This window comes from Micromonospora sp. NPDC049102 (genome assembly GCF_043197485.1).
Taxonomy (GTDB): Bacteria; Actinomycetota; Actinomycetes; order Mycobacteriales; family Micromonosporaceae; genus Micromonospora.
Map to the genome: position 1 here is coordinate 69,621 of NZ_JBICTE010000006.1, position 16,471 is coordinate 86,091.

At 70.5% G+C, this 16,471-nt stretch carries 17 protein-coding genes; 9 read left to right on the forward strand and 8 right to left on the reverse strand.

What is annotated here, in order from left to right:
* The first annotated feature begins 8 nt into the window (after window positions 1-8).
* Window positions 9-2,906, forward strand: coding sequence for a S8 family serine peptidase (locus tag ACGFH9_RS09020; RefSeq protein ID WP_393217062.1), 2,898 nt, complete (start codon window positions 9-11; stop codon window positions 2,904-2,906).
* A gap of 104 nt (window positions 2,907-3,010) precedes the next feature.
* On the opposite strand, the gene ACGFH9_RS09025 is transcribed toward ACGFH9_RS09020, so the two are convergent.
* Both ACGFH9_RS09025 and ACGFH9_RS09030 read right to left on the reverse strand, forming a co-directional pair.
* The gene (locus tag ACGFH9_RS09025; RefSeq protein WP_393217063.1) at window positions 3,011-3,244 is read right to left on the reverse strand and encodes a sulfurtransferase TusA family protein; all 234 of its coding nucleotides are present in this window, start codon (window positions 3,242-3,244) and stop codon (window positions 3,011-3,013) included.
* Complete coding sequence (locus tag ACGFH9_RS09030; protein ID WP_393217064.1) at window positions 3,241-4,383, reverse strand: cysteine desulfurase family protein; 1,143 nt, start codon at window positions 4,381-4,383, stop codon at window positions 3,241-3,243. Before ACGFH9_RS09030 ends, ACGFH9_RS09025 begins: the two co-directional genes overlap by 4 nt.
* 170 nt (window positions 4,384-4,553) lie before the next feature.
* On the opposite strand from ACGFH9_RS09030, the gene coxB reads away from it, so the two are divergent.
* From coxB to ACGFH9_RS09045, 3 genes are all read left to right on the forward strand, one after another.
* Window positions 4,554-5,525, forward strand: a complete 972-nt coding sequence (gene coxB / locus ACGFH9_RS09035; RefSeq protein ID WP_393217065.1) for a cytochrome c oxidase subunit II — start codon at window positions 4,554-4,556, stop codon at window positions 5,523-5,525.
* A gap of 9 nt (window positions 5,526-5,534) precedes the next feature.
* Complete coding sequence (locus ACGFH9_RS09040) at window positions 5,535-5,960, forward strand: cytochrome c oxidase subunit 4 (RefSeq protein WP_355236411.1); 426 nt, start codon at window positions 5,535-5,537, stop codon at window positions 5,958-5,960.
* A 282-nt stretch (window positions 5,961-6,242) separates the two neighbouring features.
* Window positions 6,243-6,449, forward strand: coding sequence for a hypothetical protein (locus tag ACGFH9_RS09045; RefSeq protein ID WP_393217066.1), 207 nt, complete (start codon window positions 6,243-6,245; stop codon window positions 6,447-6,449).
* Between the two features lie 216 nt (window positions 6,450-6,665).
* Here the strand turns inward: ACGFH9_RS09045 and trpD are convergent, their stop codons facing one another.
* The 3 genes from trpD to ACGFH9_RS09060 form a co-directional block, all read right to left on the reverse strand.
* Window positions 6,666-7,730 carry an anthranilate phosphoribosyltransferase gene (trpD, locus tag ACGFH9_RS09050; RefSeq protein ID WP_393217067.1) on the reverse strand — a complete coding sequence of 355 codons (1,065 nt, stop codon included), beginning with the start codon at window positions 7,728-7,730 and terminating at the stop codon, window positions 6,666-6,668.
* A gap of 91 nt (window positions 7,731-7,821) precedes the next feature.
* Window positions 7,822-8,217, reverse strand: a complete 396-nt coding sequence (locus tag ACGFH9_RS09055) for a hypothetical protein (RefSeq protein WP_355236420.1) — start codon at window positions 8,215-8,217, stop codon at window positions 7,822-7,824.
* Between the two features lie 109 nt (window positions 8,218-8,326).
* A complete protein-coding gene (locus tag ACGFH9_RS09060) occupies window positions 8,327-9,316 on the reverse strand; it encodes a cytochrome c oxidase assembly protein (protein WP_393217068.1) in 990 nt (329 codons plus the stop codon).
* A gap of 108 nt (window positions 9,317-9,424) precedes the next feature.
* Between ACGFH9_RS09060 and ACGFH9_RS09065 the strand changes: the two genes are divergently transcribed.
* From ACGFH9_RS09065 to ACGFH9_RS09085, 5 genes are all read left to right on the forward strand, one after another.
* Window positions 9,425-10,024 carry a heme-copper oxidase subunit III gene (locus ACGFH9_RS09065; RefSeq protein ID WP_355236426.1) on the forward strand — a complete coding sequence of 200 codons (600 nt, stop codon included), beginning with the start codon at window positions 9,425-9,427 and terminating at the stop codon, window positions 10,022-10,024.
* 72 nt (window positions 10,025-10,096) lie between these two features.
* On the forward strand, window positions 10,097-10,936 hold the full coding sequence (locus ACGFH9_RS09070) for a cytochrome c (protein ID WP_355236429.1): 840 nt from the start codon (window positions 10,097-10,099) through the stop codon (window positions 10,934-10,936).
* Window positions 10,937-11,000: 64 nt separating this feature from the next.
* On the forward strand, window positions 11,001-12,095 hold the full coding sequence (locus tag ACGFH9_RS09075) for a ubiquinol-cytochrome c reductase iron-sulfur subunit (RefSeq protein ID WP_393217069.1): 1,095 nt from the start codon (window positions 11,001-11,003) through the stop codon (window positions 12,093-12,095).
* Window positions 12,092-13,723, forward strand: a complete 1,632-nt coding sequence (locus tag ACGFH9_RS09080) for a cytochrome b N-terminal domain-containing protein (RefSeq protein ID WP_393217070.1) — start codon at window positions 12,092-12,094, stop codon at window positions 13,721-13,723. The genes ACGFH9_RS09075 and ACGFH9_RS09080 overlap by 4 nt, the downstream gene beginning before the upstream one ends.
* A gap of 195 nt (window positions 13,724-13,918) precedes the next feature.
* Window positions 13,919-14,599 (forward strand): DUF4142 domain-containing protein, encoded by a 681-nt coding sequence (locus tag ACGFH9_RS09085; protein ID WP_355236438.1) that lies wholly within the window; start codon window positions 13,919-13,921, stop codon window positions 14,597-14,599.
* An 86-nt stretch (window positions 14,600-14,685) separates the two neighbouring features.
* On the opposite strand, the gene ACGFH9_RS09090 is transcribed toward ACGFH9_RS09085, so the two are convergent.
* From ACGFH9_RS09090 to ACGFH9_RS09100, 3 genes are all read right to left on the reverse strand, one after another.
* Entirely contained in the window at window positions 14,686-14,973 is a 288-nt protein-coding gene (locus ACGFH9_RS09090) for an Lrp/AsnC ligand binding domain-containing protein (protein WP_355236440.1), read from the reverse strand.
* Window positions 14,974-15,050: 77 nt separating this feature from the next.
* Window positions 15,051-15,917, reverse strand: a complete 867-nt coding sequence (locus tag ACGFH9_RS09095; RefSeq protein ID WP_393217071.1) for an NDP-sugar synthase — start codon at window positions 15,915-15,917, stop codon at window positions 15,051-15,053.
* Window positions 15,914-16,456, reverse strand: coding sequence for an NUDIX hydrolase (locus ACGFH9_RS09100; RefSeq protein ID WP_393217072.1), 543 nt, complete (start codon window positions 16,454-16,456; stop codon window positions 15,914-15,916). Before ACGFH9_RS09100 ends, ACGFH9_RS09095 begins: the two co-directional genes overlap by 4 nt.
* Window positions 16,457-16,471: the final 15 nt, after the last annotated feature.

Genomic DNA, 16,471 nt, shown 5'->3' on the forward strand with positions numbered 1-16,471 from the left:
ACCAGCTGGTGACCGTGGTCGTACAGCTCAGTGGGGAACCGGTGGCGCTCGCGGGGGGATCGGCGGGACAGCGGCCGTCCAACGCGGGCAAGGATCAGCGTCGGGCCGAGATTCGACAGCAGCAGGCCCCCGTCGAGCAGGAGGCCCGTCAGCTCGGTGCCACCGTGCTCGCCACCTACCAGCACGCGTACAACGGCATCAAGGTGCGGGTGAAGGCGAGCGAGCTGGGCGCGCTCGCCGGCATGCCCAATGTGGTAGCCGTGCATCCAGTGCGGAGCGTGCAGTTGGAGAACACCCAGGGCGTGCCGTTTGTCGGGGCCCCCGCCGTCTGGAACCCGCCACTTGACGTACGTGGCGAGGGCATGAAGATCGCCATCGTCGACACCGGCATCGACTACACCCATGCCGACTTCGGGGGCTCCGGCACGCCCGCCGCGTACCAGGCGGCTCACGCTCAGCAGGCGGCCGCGCCGGACCCCAGCGTCGTCGGGCCGAACGCCCCGAAGGTCAAGGGTGGCATCGACCTGGTCGGCGATACCTACCAGCCCGACCCCGCGAGCCCGAACTACCAGCCTGTTCCACAACCCGACCCGAACCCGGTGGACTGCGGCGAAGGCCATGGCACCCATGTTGCCGGAACGGCTGCTGGCTTCGGTGTGCTGGCCGACGGCAAGACGTATCAGGGTCCGTACGACAAGGACACGGTCAGCGCCAATTCCTGGCTCGTCGGCCCCGGCGTGGCGCCGAAAGCCGACCTGTATGCCGTTAAGATTTTCGGCTGCTCGGCCGAATCCTCCCAGTCAATTCTGGAAGCAATCGAGTGGTCCGTCGCCAATGACATGGACGTCATCAACATGTCACTGGGCTCACGGTTCGGCACCACCGACGATCCCGTGACGGTCGCGTTGGACAACGCGGCCAAGGCTGGAGTGATCGCGGCAGTCTCGGCCGGCAACGCGGGCCCGGCACCCTACGTGGTGAACAGCCCGTCCAACGCCAACTCCGCGATCAGCGTCGCCGCCAACGACTCGAGGTCGCGTTTCCCCGGCGCCCATCTCGCTCTGGGTGTCGACGCCATCAACGCCAACAACGCCGTGTTCGTCGACGGCACCGCGCTGCCGATCAAGGTGGTCCGTGACGGTGCTGGTGGGATAGGCCTCGGATGTAGCGTCGACGACTTCACGGCTGCCGGGGTGAGAGGCGCGCTCGCCGTGGTGAGCCAGGGCACCTGCCCCCGGGTGTCCAAGGCGATCTACGGACAGGCGGCGGGAGCCGCAGCGGTGCTGATGATCGGCACCGCCAACTATCCGCCCTACGAGGGCGTGATCTCCGTCGACCCGGCGAACAATGAGCCGGCGAGCGTTTCGATCCCGTTCCTCGGCGTGCCGAAGAGTGCGACGGCGGCACTCCTCGCCGCTGATGGCCAGACCACGACGTTGACCAACAAGGCGCTGGACAACCCCACCTACACCCAGACCTCGCCCATCTCCTCGGGGGGCCCGCGTGGAGGAGACAGCTGGCTCAAGCCGGACGTGACCGCGCCCGGCGTGGGGATCATGTCGGCCGGTGTCGGCACCGGAACCAACGGGTTCGCCTTCACCGGAACCTCAATGGCTGCGCCACACACCGCCGGAGTGGCCGCCCTGGTCAAGCAGGCGCATCCCGATTGGCGCGAGGTCAGCTACTGGCGGGCCGCGGTCGTCAACACCGCTGTCCCCGCCGGGGTGGCGGACTACCGCACCAGGGTGAACGGTGTCGGTCTGATCCAGGCGCCGGGAGCGGTTGAGACCGAGGTCATCGCGCTCGGCGACGCGGATACCACCGCGCTCAACTATGGCTTCGCCGAGCTCGACAAGAACTTCCGTAAGGCCAAGGTCATCACGTTGAAGAACCTTGGTCCGACGGCTCGGACGTTCGACGTGTCGATCGGTCAGGCGGCCGGCAGCCCGCACCGCACCACGGTTTCGACGACCAAGGTCACCGTGCCTGGCAACGGCGAGAAGTCGCTCGAGGTCATCCTGGACGTGCCGGCTGCGACCGCGGGTGACTCGGCCGCGTTCCACGATGTGGCCGGTCTGGTCACGCTCACGCCGACGGCGAAGAGCGGAGGTGCCACCCTGCGGGTGCCGTACTACCTCGTGCCGCAGGCGGTTTCCACGATCAGCACGTCGGTCGACACCAACGAGCTGCGCCAGAACGGGTCGGCTACCGCAAGGGTGACCAACCGCTCCGGTGTCGTGCCCGGCGCCGCCGACTGGTACGCCTGGGGCCTGTCCGATCCGCAGGACGCCCCCGGTACGGCCGATCTGCGGGCCGTGGGCGTACGAGGCGTGGGTGCCGACAACACCATCGCGTTCGCGGTCAACACCTATAACCGGTTGTCCACCGCGGCTCGGTACGAGTTCACCGTCTACGTGGATGTCAACGCGGACGGCACCGACGACTACCAGGTCGTCGGCACCGACCAGGGGTTACTCGCCAACGGGGTGGTCAACGGTTCGGTCGGCGTGGCGGTGACCGACCTGCGCACCGGCACCAGCTCGCAGACGTTACCCGCCGACGCGCCGTTCGATGGCAGCACGTTCGTCCTCCCGGTGCAGCTCGACCAACTCTGCGCGGCCGGCTCGCCGTGTCTGTCGTCATCGAATCCGCGACTGACCTACCACGTGTCCAGCTCCAGCCAGTGGGACGCTGCGGTCGACACCGTCGAGGCGAAGGCTTCCTTCAACGCCTTCACCCCGGCTCTGACCACGGGCCTGAGCAACAGGGTCGCCCCGAACGCAATCGCCACCCAGACGGTCAGCCTGAACCAGGCCGAGTTCGGCCGCACTCCGGCCAAGGGCTGGCTGGTCTTGAGCCACGACAATGCCAGCCGCAACGAGGCGCAGCTGATCCCGGTCAGCTGATGCTGGCCGACTGATCCGACGGTCCGGCACCGCATGGTGCCGGACCGTCGGCGGTCGCGCTTGCGGGCCGTCCCTACGCGCCCGCCGTCGAGGTGGAAGAAGCCCTAACGGGTCCGGCGGATGTCGTACGCGGGGCCCCCCGGGCCGCTGATCGCGGCCAGGAACTCATGGCCGCGCATACGGCACCACGCCGGGAGGTCCACCGCCGCCGCCGGGTCGTCGGCCAGCACCCGGACGACCGTGCCGACCGGCACCTGCGGCATCCGCCGGGCCGCCGCGATCACCGGCAGCGGGCAGCGTTGGCCCCGGCAGTCGAGCACCTCGTCCGGCATCGTCACAGCCCGACCACCCCGGCGTCGGCCCGCAGCCCGGCGACGATCCCGGGCAGTTCGGCGAGGAACCGCTCGACGTCCTCCTCGGTCGTGTCCCGGTGCAGACTGACCCGGACGTTGCCGTGCGAGAGCACCCCCATCGCCTCCAACACGTGCGACGGCCGCAGCGTCGACGACGTGCAGGACGAGCCGGACGACACCGCGAAACCCCGCCGGTCGAGCGCGTGCAGCAGCGCCTCGCCGTCGACGTACAGGCAGGAGAACGTCACCAGGTGCGGCAGGCGCAGCACCGGGTCGCCGACCACCTCCACGTCGGGCACCTCCGCCGCCACCCGCTCCCGGATCCGATCCACCAGCGGGGAGAGCCGGGCCTGCTCGGCAGCCGCGTCGGCCGCCGCCGCGCGCAGGCTCGCCGCCGCCGCCACCACCGCGGGCAGGTTCACCACCCCGGGAGTACGTCCACCCTCCCGCTCGTCGGCCGGCCACGGCGACTCCCAGCGGGTGCCCTTGCGCACCGCCAGCAGCCCCACCCCGGGTGGCCCGCCCCACTTGTGGGCGCTGGCGCTGAGCACCGACCAGCCGGCCGGCAGGGGCACCCGCCCGACCGACTGCGCCGCGTCGACGTACAGCGGCACCCCGACATCCGCGCAGACGGCCGCCGCCTGGGCGACCGGCTGCACGGTGCCCACCTCGTGACTGGCGGTGATCAACGCGGCCAGCGCCACGCCGGGCGCGCGGACGGCCGTCGACCAGGCGGCCAGATCCAGCCGGCCCACCCGGTCGACAGGCACCGAGTGGGCGACGCCGCCGACCGCGACGTGCCGCTCGGCGGCGTGCAGGACTGCGGAATGCTCGATCGCCGAGTGCACGAGCGTCGCACCGGCCCGGTGCCGTCCCGCCAGGCCGCCGAGCACCGCGCCGTGGGCTGCCGTCGTACCGCTGCTGGTGAGGGACAGCTCGTCGGCGCGGACGCCGAGCGTCTGCGCGGCGGCCTCGCGGGCGGCGTCGAGCAGTTGCCGGGCGCGGCGCGCCTGGCTGTAGAGCTTCCCCGGGTCGGCCCAGCCGTCCTCCAGCGCGGCCAACAGCGCCTGCCGGGCGACCGGATGCAGCGGCGCGGCCGTCGCCGCGTCCAGGTAGACGCTCACAGGTCCCCACGCTATCGCGACGTTATGCCCAGGATCCCCCCGATGGGGGCGGACAGTGACCCCACCACGGTCGAGTCCGTCATGGTCGAGTAATCTGCGACCGTCGGTGACGCCTTTGCCGCCGGTGCTGACGAACGACGCACCGCGGCGCGCTAGGGAGGCAGGACCAGGTGGTCGCAAGGAGTTCGGAGGTACGGCCGTCGGCCGTACGGCACGGTGCTGCCCCACGGGTCGGTGGACGCCGGGGACGCGGTGCCGGTCGGCTGGCCGGGCTCGGTCTCGGGGGCGTGGCTCTACTGGTTCTGCTCACGGGCTGTGACGTCGGCAAGACGTTCGACGGCTTCGGCTGGCCGCAGGGCGGCATCACCCCCGAGTCGCACCGGATGTACGACCTGTGGATCGCCTCCTGCGTCGCCGCGCTCGCGGTCGGCGTCTTCGTGTGGGGCCTGATCTTCTGGTGTGTCGTGCGCTACCGCAAGCGTGGCAACGCGCTGCCGGTGCAGACCCGCTACAACCTGCCGATGGAGTTCCTCTACACCATCGCGCCGATCCTGATCGTCTCCGTGCTCTTCTACTACACGGCGATCGTGCAGACCGACGTCGACAAGCTGTCGAAGAACCCGGACGTCACGGTCGAGGTCGTCGCGTTCAAGTGGAACTGGCAGTTCAACTACCGCGACGGTCAGGGCACGGAAGCCAAGACCACCGCGTCGACGCTGGGCACCAGTGAGGTCATCCCGGTGCTCGTGCTGCCGACCAACCGGTCCATCCGGTTCGAGGAGACCAGCCGCGACGTCATCCACTCCTTCTGGGTGCCGGAGCTGCTGTTCAAGCGGGATGTCATGCCCGGCAAGATCCGCAACGTCTTCGAGGTCTCCAGCCTCGACGCCGAGGGCGCGTACGTCGGTCGCTGCGCCGAGCTGTGCGGCAGCTACCACGCGTTCATGAACTTCGAGCTGCGGGTCGTCTCGCCGGAGAAGTACGACCAGTTCCTCGCGGCCAAGCAGGGCGGCAAGTCCACCCAGGAGGCGCTGGCCCAGATCGGCGAGGAGCCGTACGCGCAGACCACCCAGCCGTTCGACACCCGCCGGACGCAGAGCAACTTCAACCCGGACAACGCTCCGGCCGGCACGGGAAGCTGAGGCAGCGGCATGAAGACCGAGTGGCGTATCTTCCTGATCATCGCCGGGTTCCTTTTCGGCGCCACCATCCTCTACGGCGCCTGGACGCACGGTGAGTCCGGCAACATCGAGTGGGTGGGCACCGTCGCCCTGGCGCTGTCGTTCCTGCTGTGCTCGATGTGCGGTGGCTTCTTCTGGTTCGTCTCCCGCCGTATCGACCTGCGCCCGGAGGACCGGGCCGACGCCGAGATCTCCGACGGCGCCGGCGAGGTCGGCTTCTTCAGCCCGGGCAGCTACTGGCCGTTCGGTCTGGCGCTGGCCGCCGCGACCGCCGCGCTGGGCATGGTGTTCTGGCAGTTCTGGCTGATCGGCCTCGGCCTGGTCGCGGTCATCTTCGGTGCCTGCGGCCTGCTGTTCGAGTACTACACCGGCACCCGGCGCACCGCCGAGCACTGATCGACCGTTCGCGTACCGCCCACGAAGGCCCGCACCCCGACCGGGGGAGCGGGCCTTCGTCGTGATCGACTCGGTTTCCTGGAATTCGGGGTGTCCGAGTGGTCCGGACACCCCGCCTTCCGTGATGTCGAGTGGATCACGGACGGCCGGTTCGGTCCGAGGGGCGTGCGCGGAGATTTGTCGGACCCGCGTGGGAAACTACAGGCGAGTAGTTCTCCGCTTCCGTTGTGCGTCGTTGTCGCATTCCGGAGCGGCTCGCCCGGAGTGAGAAGGAGACGCCCGATGTCGCACCGCGATCTCTACTGCGACGTCTGCGAGGGCGTGGCGCCGTTCGAGGCGCCGCCCTGCGTCGACGGCCACGGCAGCGACTGTCCCGAGCTGGTCTGCACCGGTTGCGGCGCGGCCGTGGTGATCGCCACGTTGGTCGCCCCCGTCACCCGGTTGGCCGAGCGCCGACGCCGCCAGCCCACCCGCCGCCACGCCGCCTGACGCGCACCGCCTGACTGGTTACGCCCTCGGCCGGCCGCACATCGTTGCACCCGACACGCCGCCGTGCCCACCTCGCCGATGTGGGGGTATCCCGTCGCGCCGACACCCCCACCTTGCCGATGTGGCGGTATCTCGCCGGACCGTCGCGCCCTACCTCGCGGACCTGGTCAGACACGGTCGCGCATGCCGGTTGATCCGGTGGGACGGGCGCGCCGATCAGGCGGTGGTCGCGGCCTCGGCGGTGGTGGCGGTCTCGATCCAGCGCTCCAGGACGCCCGCCGCCGCGCCCGAGTCGATCGACTCGGCGGCGCGGTCCAGGCCGGCGCGCAGCGCCTCGGTCAGGTCGCCGTCGAGCGGACCCTGCGTCGCGAGGGCCGCCGCCGCGTTGACCAGGACCGCGTCGCGCACCGGGCCGGTCTCGCCGGCCAGCAGACGACGGGCCACGCCGGCGTTGTACGCCGCGTCACCGCCGCGCAGGTCGGCGAGGGTGGCCCGGGGTACGCCGAGGTCCTTCGCGTCCAGCACGGCCTCGCGTACGGTGCCGTTCTGCGCCGCCCAGACGCGGGTCGGCGCGGCGGTGGTGAACTCGTCCAGCCCGTCCTCGCCGCGCATCACCAGCACCGAGTCGCCCCGGGCGGCGAACACGCCGGCCATCACCGACGCCATCCGTGCGTCGAAGCAGCCGACCGCGCCGGCGCGGGGACGGGCGGGGTTGGTCAGCGGGCCGAGGAAGTTGAACACGGTCGGGACGCCCAGCTCCCGGCGGACCGGCCCGGTGTGCCGCATTCCCGGGTGGAACCGGGCGGCGAAGCAGAAGCCGATGCCGGCCTCGGTGACGCAGCGCACGATGGCGTCGGGGTCGAGGTCGAGCGGGACGCCGAGGAACTCCAGCAGGTCCGCGGTGCCGCAGGAGGAGGACGCGGCGCGGTTGCCGTGCTTGACCACCCGTACGCCCGCGCCCGCGACGACCAGCGCGGCCATGGTGGAGATGTTGACCGTGTGGGCGAGGTCACCGCCGGTGCCGACCACGTCCAGCGCGGTGGAGCGCAGCTCGTCGGGGAGGTCGACCGGGACGGCCCGGCTCAACATCGTCTCCACCAGGCCGGCCAGCTCGGCCGAGGTCTCACCCTTGGCCCGGAGCGCCACCGCGAAGCCGGCCACCTGGGCGGCGCCCGCCGAGCCGGCCATGATCTCGCCCATGGCCCAGGCGGTGTCGCCGGTGGACAGCTCCTCGCCGCGCAGCAGCGAGTTGAGCAGGTGCGGCCAGGTCCGATCGCCCATGGCGGGCCTCCCGAGCGTACGAAAGTGCGGGTGGGCTGGAATCGGCGCGGGCTCGGCCGGCGCCGTGTCGGTGCCGGGTGGCGCTGGGACGTCAGGCGGGTGCGTGCGTCCGCAGCAGCTCGGCCACCGTGCTGCCGGTGGTCACCGGGTCGAGCGGGTGCACCAGCGTCGCGTCGACCTCGGCGTACGCGGCGAGCCATCGGTCCGCGGCGCGGGCGATCACGAGGCAGGTGGGGGGCGCGTCGTCCCGATCGTCCTTGATCTGCCGGGCGATGCCGATGCCGCCGCCGGGGCTGGCCTCGCCGTCGAGCAGCAGCAGGTCGATCTCGTAGTCGTCGACGAGCCGGATGGTCTCGGCGTAGGTCGACGCGTCGACGAACTCGATCTGCAGCCCGGGCGCTGGCCGGGTGCCCACGGCGAGCCGCATCCGGTCACGGACCTGCGGGTCGTCGCTGTAGAGCAGGACGGTGCACAGACGCTCACTCATGCCGACACTCCGCTTCCAACCTCGTAGCTGCCCGCCGATCGTACCGGCCGACGTGACGTACCTGACACGCCGCCCGCTCTCCGCGCGTCCGGCGTACCGTCTGCGCAGCTCAGGCCGTCGTGGCGCCGGCGGCGCGGTCGCGGGCCTCCTGGCGGTCCAGCTCGCGGTCGACGCGGCGGGCCTCCCGCTCGGACTGCTTCACCCACTGCACGACCAGCACCGCGAGCATGGTCACGCTGACGAACTCACCGCCGGCCCAGAGGATGCCGCCGGCGACCACCTGGTCGGCCTTGGGGTCGGACCAGCTCAGGTTGAGCGACGGGTACCAGTCGCCGCCGAAGAGCGTGGTGCTCTGCATGATGGTGAGACCGAGCACGGTGTGGAACGGCACGGAGAGCAGCATGAGCAGCGCCCGCGCCGGGTACGGCCAGCGGCCCGGCAGCGGATCGAGACCGAGCAGCGGCCAGAAGAACACGCAGCCGGTCATGATGAAGTGCGCGTGCACCAGCTCGTGCGCCCAGGCGTGTTCCAGGGTGAAGCGGTACAGGTCGCTGAAGTACAGCGCGAACGGGTTGACCACGAAGATGGCGAACGCCACCAGCGGGAAGCTGTAGACCCGGGCGATGCGACTGTGCACGATCGCCAGGAGGCGCTTGCGTGGTCCGACCGGCAGGGTCCGCAGGGCCAGCGTCATCGGCGCGCCCAGCGCCAGGAAGATCGGCGAGACCATGGAGAGCACCATGTGCTGGACCATGTGCACCGACAGCAGCGCGGTGTCGTAGGCGTGCAGTCCGCTGACCGTGACCAGCGCGATGCCGCCGAGGCCGGGCCCGAGGAAGAAGACGGTACGGGCGATCGGCCAGCGGTCGCCGCGGATGCGCAGCCGGTACACGCCGTAGAGGTAGAGCCCGGCGGCGAGCACCAGGCCGAGGGCCAGCCAGCTGTCCAGCCGGGTCTCGGTCAGCACTGCGCCGATGGTGAACGGTGGTGGGGTCACCTCGGCCCCGGCGGCCAGTGCCGACGGACTCGCCGGCGTGGCCGCGAGCACACTGGCCGGGACGGCCGGGGTGGCGGCGAGGATGGGATCGACGTGCAGCACGCTTTTCAGGCTAGGCCAGGCGAACCGGACCCTGACGCTCGGGCCACGGAAGGCGCAGGTTTGCCACCCCGCTGATCGCCTGCCCCGGTCAGGGGCAATAATGACGGCGTGACTGCGGCCCCAGCCATTGACAAGAGCCGGATCCACTCTCTGACGCGACCCAACATGGTCAGCGTGGGGACGATCGTGTGGCTCTCCAGCGAACTCATGTTCTTCGCGGCGCTCTTCGCGATGTACTTCTCGATCCGCGCGGCTGCGCCGGAGCAGTGGGAGAAGCACACCGAGTCGCTGAACATCCCGTACGCGACCACCTTCACGGTGATCCTGGTGCTGTCCTCGGTGACCTGCCAGCTCGGCGTCTTCGCGGCGGAGAAGGGTGACGTGCACGCGCTGCGTCGCTGGTTCACCGTCACCTTCGTGATGGGCCTGATCTTCGTGCTCGGCCAGGTGAACGAGTACCGCCACCTGGTGGAGGACGGCGTCAAGATCAACGCCGACGGCTACGGCTCGATGTTCTACCTGACGACCGGCTTCCACGGCCTGCACGTGACCGGCGGTCTCATCGCCTTCATCATCTTCATGGTCCGCACGACCATGGGCCGGTTCACGCCGGCGCAGGCGACCTCGGCGATCGTCGTGTCGTACTACTGGCACTTCGTCGACGTCGTGTGGATCGGCCTGTACGCCATGATCTACTGGCTTCAGTGATCTTGGCGCGTCACGAACCGCGCCGCTGCTCCGTCCCCTGAGACAAGGTCCAACCGGTTAAGGACACAGCTCATGACTTCTGACAACGACCGCCGACGCGGCCTGCTCGCGCGGTTGCGCGGGCGGCCCGCCGTGCGCAGCAGGGGCCGCCGCCGGCTGGGCGCCGCGGTCCGGCTGATCGCGGCGCTGATGCTCGCCGGCGGCGCCTACACCGTCTTCGCCCCCGGTGCGCAGGCGCAGGACAATCCGCCGCTCACCGGCGCCGCAGCCGAGGGCAAGGCGCTGTTCGACGTGAGCTGTGTGACCTGCCACGGACGCAACGCCCAGGGCGTCGAGGGTCGCGGGCCGAGCCTGATCGGCGTCGGCGCGGCCTCGGTCGAGTTCCAGGTCAGCTCGGGCCGTATGCCGCTGGCCCGCCAGGAGGCCCAGGCGCACCGCAAGCCCCCGGTCTTCACCGACGAGCAGGTTCGTCAGCTCGCCCAGTACGTCCAGGAGCTCGGCGGCGGTCCGGTCGTGCCGGGCACCGACGAGGACCTGCACGAGAACGGCAACGTCGCGGCCGGCGGCGAGCTGTTCCGGATCAACTGCTCGCAGTGCCACGCCTTCGGCGGTGGCGGCGGTGCGCTCTCCTCGGGCAAGTTCGCCCCGAGCCTGCACCCGGCGACCGACCGGCAGATCTACGCGGCGATGCTGAGCGGCCCGCAGAACATGCCGGTGTTCGGCGACAACCAGATCACTCCGGAGCAGAAGGCCGACATCATCGCCTACATCCAGGAGACGCTGAAGACCGACCAGGACCCGGGCGGGTTCAACCTCGGTCGGTATGGGCCGTCGACCGAGGGCCTGGCGATCTTCCTGGTTGGCATCGTGGCGCTCGTATTCGCTAGCCTGTGGATTGCGGGTAAGTCGTGACCGAGCGGATCGTCAGTTTCAGTGCCGTGGTGCCGCTCGGCGCCACCCGTAGCGAGGTGACGGCATGAGCACGCACACCGAGCACCAGGCCCCCCAGGGCCGGGAGCCGCTCGACGTGAACGACCCCCGGCTGAGCCGGTTCGACATCGTCCGTGAGGGCGCGCGTCGAGACGACATCGAGATCGTCCACTACGAGCCGCAGGTGCTGCCGGGCACCAAGGCGGAGCGTCGGCTGACCCGCGTGGTCGCCGGATTCTTCCTGATCACCGGCCTGGCGGCGACCGCCTTCCTGGCCATCTACATCTGGTGGCCGTGGCAGTACGCGCCGGGCCGCGGCGGCGACAAGTTCTACACGCCGTTGCTGGGCGCCACGCTCGGCGTGGCCCTGCTCGCCGTCGGCTTCGGCATCCTGACCTGGGGCAAGAAGTTGCTGCCCAAGGAGGTCTCGATCCAGGACCGGCACGAGGGTCAGGTCGACTCCGAGGGCCGCACCATCACCGGCCAGACCATGCTCTACATGGCCGACGAGCTGGGTGTGAAGCGTCGTCCGCTGCTCGGCATCTCGCTGCTGGCCGGTCTCGCGCCGGTCGCCGCGGTCGCGGCGGCGCCGCTGGTCGGCGGGTTGATCTCGCAGCCGCACAAGAACAACCAGATGTTCACCACCGGGTTCGCCCCGGCCGAGGGTGGGCAGAGGATCCGCCTGGTCCGCGAGGACGGCCGTCCGGTACGCCCGGCGGACGTCAGCGCCGGTGGTCAGCTCACGGTCTTCCCGGGCATCGAGCACGGTGTGAGCAACCGGCACGCCGACTCGCCGACGCTGCTGATCCACCTGCGCGACTCGGACGCCCAGAAGTCCCGTGAGGCCAACTCGCGTCCCGACGTGGGCCACGGCGACTACATGTGGGGCAACTACGCGGCGTTCTCCAAGGTCTGTACGCACGCCGGCTGCCCCGCCAGCCTCTACGAGCAGCAGACCAACCGGCTGCTCTGCCCGTGCCACCAGTCCCAGTTCCTGATCACCGACAACGCCCGGCCCGTCTTCGGCCCCGCCAGCCGGCGGCTGCCGCAGCTGCCGATCGAGGTGGACTCCGAGGGCTTCTTCGTGGCGAAGTCCGACTACACCGAGACCGTCGGGCCTGATTTCTGGGAGCGGCCATGAAGCGTCGAAAGTTCGACCTGGCGGCCACGCCGGGCAAGGCCGCGGTGGGGGTGGACGACCGCTTCGCGGTGGCCACTCCGCTGCGCAAGCTGCTGAACAAGGTCTTCCCGGACCACTGGTCGTTCCTGCTGGGCGAGATCGCGCTGTTCTCGTTCATCGTGCTGCTCCTGACCGGTGTGTTCCTCACCCTCTTCTACGAGCCGGCGATGACCGAGGTGGTCTACGACGGCAGCTACGCGCCGTTGCAGGGCACGCCGATGTCCGCCGCGTACGCGTCGAGCCTGGACCTCTCGTTCGACGTCCGTGGTGGCCTGGTGATGCGGCAGATGCACCACTGGGCGGCGCTGCTGTTCATGGCCGCGATCGTCGTGCACATGCTGCGGGTGTTCTTCACCGGCGCCTTCCGCAAGCCGCGCGAGACCAACTGGATCATCGGCTCGCTGCTGTTCTGGGTCGGCTTCCTGGCCGGCTTCACCGGTTACTCGCTGCCGGACGACGGCCTGTCCGGCACCGGCCTGCGGATCGCCTCCGCGATCATGCTGTCCATCCCGGTGGTGGGCTCCTGGCTCACGTCGTCGATCTTCGGTGGCGAGTTCCCCGGGACGATCATCATCAGCCGGTTCTTCATCGCCCACGTCCTGCTGATCCCGGGTCTGCTGCTCGCGCTGATCAGCGTCCACCTGGGTCTGGTCTTCAAGCAGAAGCACACCCAGTGGCCCGGCCCCGGCCGGACCAACAACAACGTGGTCGGCGAGCGGATGTTCCCCCGCTACGCGTTGAAGCAGGGCGGCTTCTTCATGGTCGTCTTCGGCGTCATCGCGCTGCTGGGCGGTCTGTTCCAGATCAACCCGATCTGGCTGTTCGGCCCGTACGAGGCGTGGGTGGTCTCGGCCGCCAGCCAGCCCGACTGGTACGTCATGTTCCTCGACGGCTCGACCCGACTCATGCCTGCCTGGGAGCTCAACATCCCGATCGGCGACGGGTACGTCATCCCGCCGTTGTTCTGGCCGACTGTCGTCCTGCCCGGCATCCTGGTCGGCCTGTCGACGATGTACCCGTTCCTCGAGGCGCGGCACCTCAAGGACCGCAAGAGCCACAACCTGCTCCAGCGGCCCCGTGACGTTCCGGCCCGTACGGCCGTCGGTGCCATGGCCGTCGCCTTCTACATCGTGCTGACGCTCTCGGGCGCCAACGACGTGATCGCGGACAAGTTCCAGATCAGCCTGAACGCGATGACCTGGGCGGGCCGGGTCGGTCTGCTCGTGGTCCCGCCGCTGGCGTACTACGTCACCTACCGGCTCTGCCTCGGTCTGCAGCAGCACGACCGGGAGGTGCTCGCGCACGGCGTGGAGACCGGCATCATCCGGCGTCTGCCGGACGGCCGGTTCGTCGAGGTCCACCAGCCGCTCAGCGCGGCGAACGGGCACGCGGACGGCCACGGCGAGCTGGACTACGTCGGCTGGGTGGTGCCGAAGAAGATGAACCGGCTCGGGGCTCTCGGCCCGGCGGTCCGGGGCTTCTTCTACCCGATCGAGAAGCCGGTCGAGGCACCGGTCTCGCCGGGTCACCCGCCGGTCGAGCCCCGGGGAGACCGCGCGGAGATCGGCAGCGGCGAGAGCCGCCACTGACCTCGCGACAGCACCGTCACGTGACGCCCGCCGGACTTCCGGCGGGCGTCACGTCGTTGTCGGTGCTCCGCCGCCCAACCGAGGAGAAGTCGGACGGGCACGGCGGGACCGGTCGACCCCGCGCGCCGGGCGATCGCAGGAATAACCCCCGTGAGCCGGGTATCCGTGCGATCCAACGTCTCAAGGGGGGGAAGCATGTTGGGTCTCAAACGCCTCGGCCTGTTGGCCGCGCTGGTGCTGGTCGGCCTCGCACCGGCCGCGGCCGCCCAGGCAGCGGCACAGCCGTCGACGCAGGACACCCAGTATCTGCAGGCGGTGCACCAGGTGAACCTGTTCGAGATCACCGCCGGTGACCTGGCTCAGCAGAAGGGCCAGAACCAGGGGGTCAAGGACCTGGGTGCGATGTTCAAGACCGACCACACCCAGCTGGACCAGACGGTGCAGCAGACCGCGTCGCAGCTCAACGTCGAACTGCCGAACGAGCCCACGGCCGATCAGCAGGCGGTCATCGACAAGCTGAACAACGCCAGCGGCGCGGACTTCGACCGGCTCTGGGTGACGAGTGAGCTGGCCGGTCACGTCCAGGCCATCCAGGCCACCCAGACGGAGATCTCGCAGGGCTCCGAGCAGTCGGTCGTCCAACTGGCCCAGACCGCCCTGCCGACGTTGCAGGCGCACTACGACGAGCTGGTCCAACTCGCCAACCAGTTGGGCATCCCGGTCCCGCAGACCAGCGCCAGCGGCACGCCCAGCCCGGGCACCTCGTCGCCGGCGCCGGGTGGCGTCACCGAGTCGCCGTCTCCGAGTGGTGGCATCACCGAGTCGCCGGAACCGGGCCTCGGCACCACCGAGCGGCCCGCTCCCAGCGAGAGCTGACCTCGCGGTAGCGCGACGGCCGGTCCACCCGCAGGGGTGGACCGGCCGCGCCGTCTTGCGGGCCGGCCGCGCACGCGGCCCGCGGGTCAGTCGGCGTCCGCGAGGCCGATCGCGAACGTCTCCTCAAGGTCGAGCTTCGAGTACGCCCGGAACGCGATGTGCGACTCCGTGTTCAGCACACCCGGCACCTTGGAGATGCTGCCCGCGATGACCTGCGCGATCTGGTCGAACTCGCGGACCCGGACGATGGCGATGAGGTCGACGTGCCCGGCCACCGAGTAGACCTCGCTGACACCGGCGACGTTGGCCAGGGCCTCCGCCACCTCGGGGATCGCGTCGGTGGCGCAGTCGATCAGCACGATCGCGGTGATCACGGGGCATTTCTCCGTTCGTCGGCGTCGCTGCCCATGCTAGATGTTCCCGACGGAAGTCCAGGACGGGTGTGCCCGGGTCAGCGGTGGGCGGCGGCGTGCACCGTACCGTCGTCGCCGAAGCGGATCACATCCCGCAGACGCTCGCCGTGCCGCACTGACGCGCCCGGCCAGATCACGCTGCGTCGCACGTCGCCGCCCACCGTGGCATCGGCGCCGACGACCGACTCGACACAGCTCCCGGTCACCGTGGCGGACCCGTCGACCAGCACGCCGCCGGCCGCCGCGTGCAGGTTGGCCGCCAGGTAGTCGGCGGGGGTGCCGGTGTCGTAGAAGGTGCCCGCGTACGGCACCACGTCGAGCGTCCCGGCTGCCTCCGCCGGGCGCCACACCGCGCGTACCAGGTCGGAGAAGACCACCGGCAGGTCGCGTACCAGTCGCCACGGCAACAGCGAGAAACCGGTGAAGCAGTGCCCGGCGAAGGTGCCCGGCGCGGCCGGATCGGCGGCGGGCTGCCCGAGCAGGCGTACGGAATCCTGGTCCCAGCCGTCCAGCAGCGCGGCCACGTCGGGGCCTGGGGCGGTGGCCGGATCGGCCAGGTACGCGTCGGCGTTGCCGACCAGGACCGGCCGACCGTCGATCCAGTCCCGCAGGTTGGCCACCCCGCCGGCCGTGCCGAGCGGGTCGCCGGGCTCCACCGACAGGTGGGCGCGGTCGCCGACGTGTGCGACCACCTGGTCGGCGAGGTAGCAGGCGTTCACCGCGACCCGTGCGGGACCGGTCAGGCCGAGACCGGCCAGCCGGTCCAGCGCCCGGTCCAGCAGGGGTACGTTGCCGACCGGGCACAGCGCCTTGGGCACCCGTTCGGTGAGCGGGCGCAACCGGGTGCCCTCGCCGGCGGCGAGCACGACCGCGCAGAGGTCCTCCGGCCAGCCCGCCCTGGTCATGGCGCGGTGTCGGGCACCGGCGGCGGGAACTGCCCGGCCAGCGGCCCGATGTCGTAGTAGGCGAGCAGCCGGGCCGTCGGCCAGGTCAGCTTGGGTAGGTCGTCCAGCGGATGCCAGGCGGCCTCGAAGACCTCGCCGCCGTCCACCACCAGTTTGGTGCTGGACGCCGGCACCTCCGTCTCGAAGACCATGTCCACCCAGCCCTTGGCGTGCACGATCGCGTTCGGCACGGCCGGGCGTAGCCGGGACGGCGGCAGCCGGACGCCGGACTCCTCGAACAACTCACGGGCCGCGCCCACGACCGGTGGCTCACCCCGGTTGAGCAGGCCGGCGGGGAGCGACCAGCCCTTGCCCGGGGGTTGACGCAGCATCAGCAGCCGACCCGCGCCCGTCGCCTCGGCGTCGCGGACCAGGGTGACCGCGCCGACGATGTACTTCGGCACGGCGAGCCGGACCAGGCGACGGCGCACCGGCAACGGCAGCCGGTAGAAGGCCTGGTAGAACAGGGCCCGACCGGTGGCACGGGAGCGGGGGATCATGACCCCAGGCTAGTG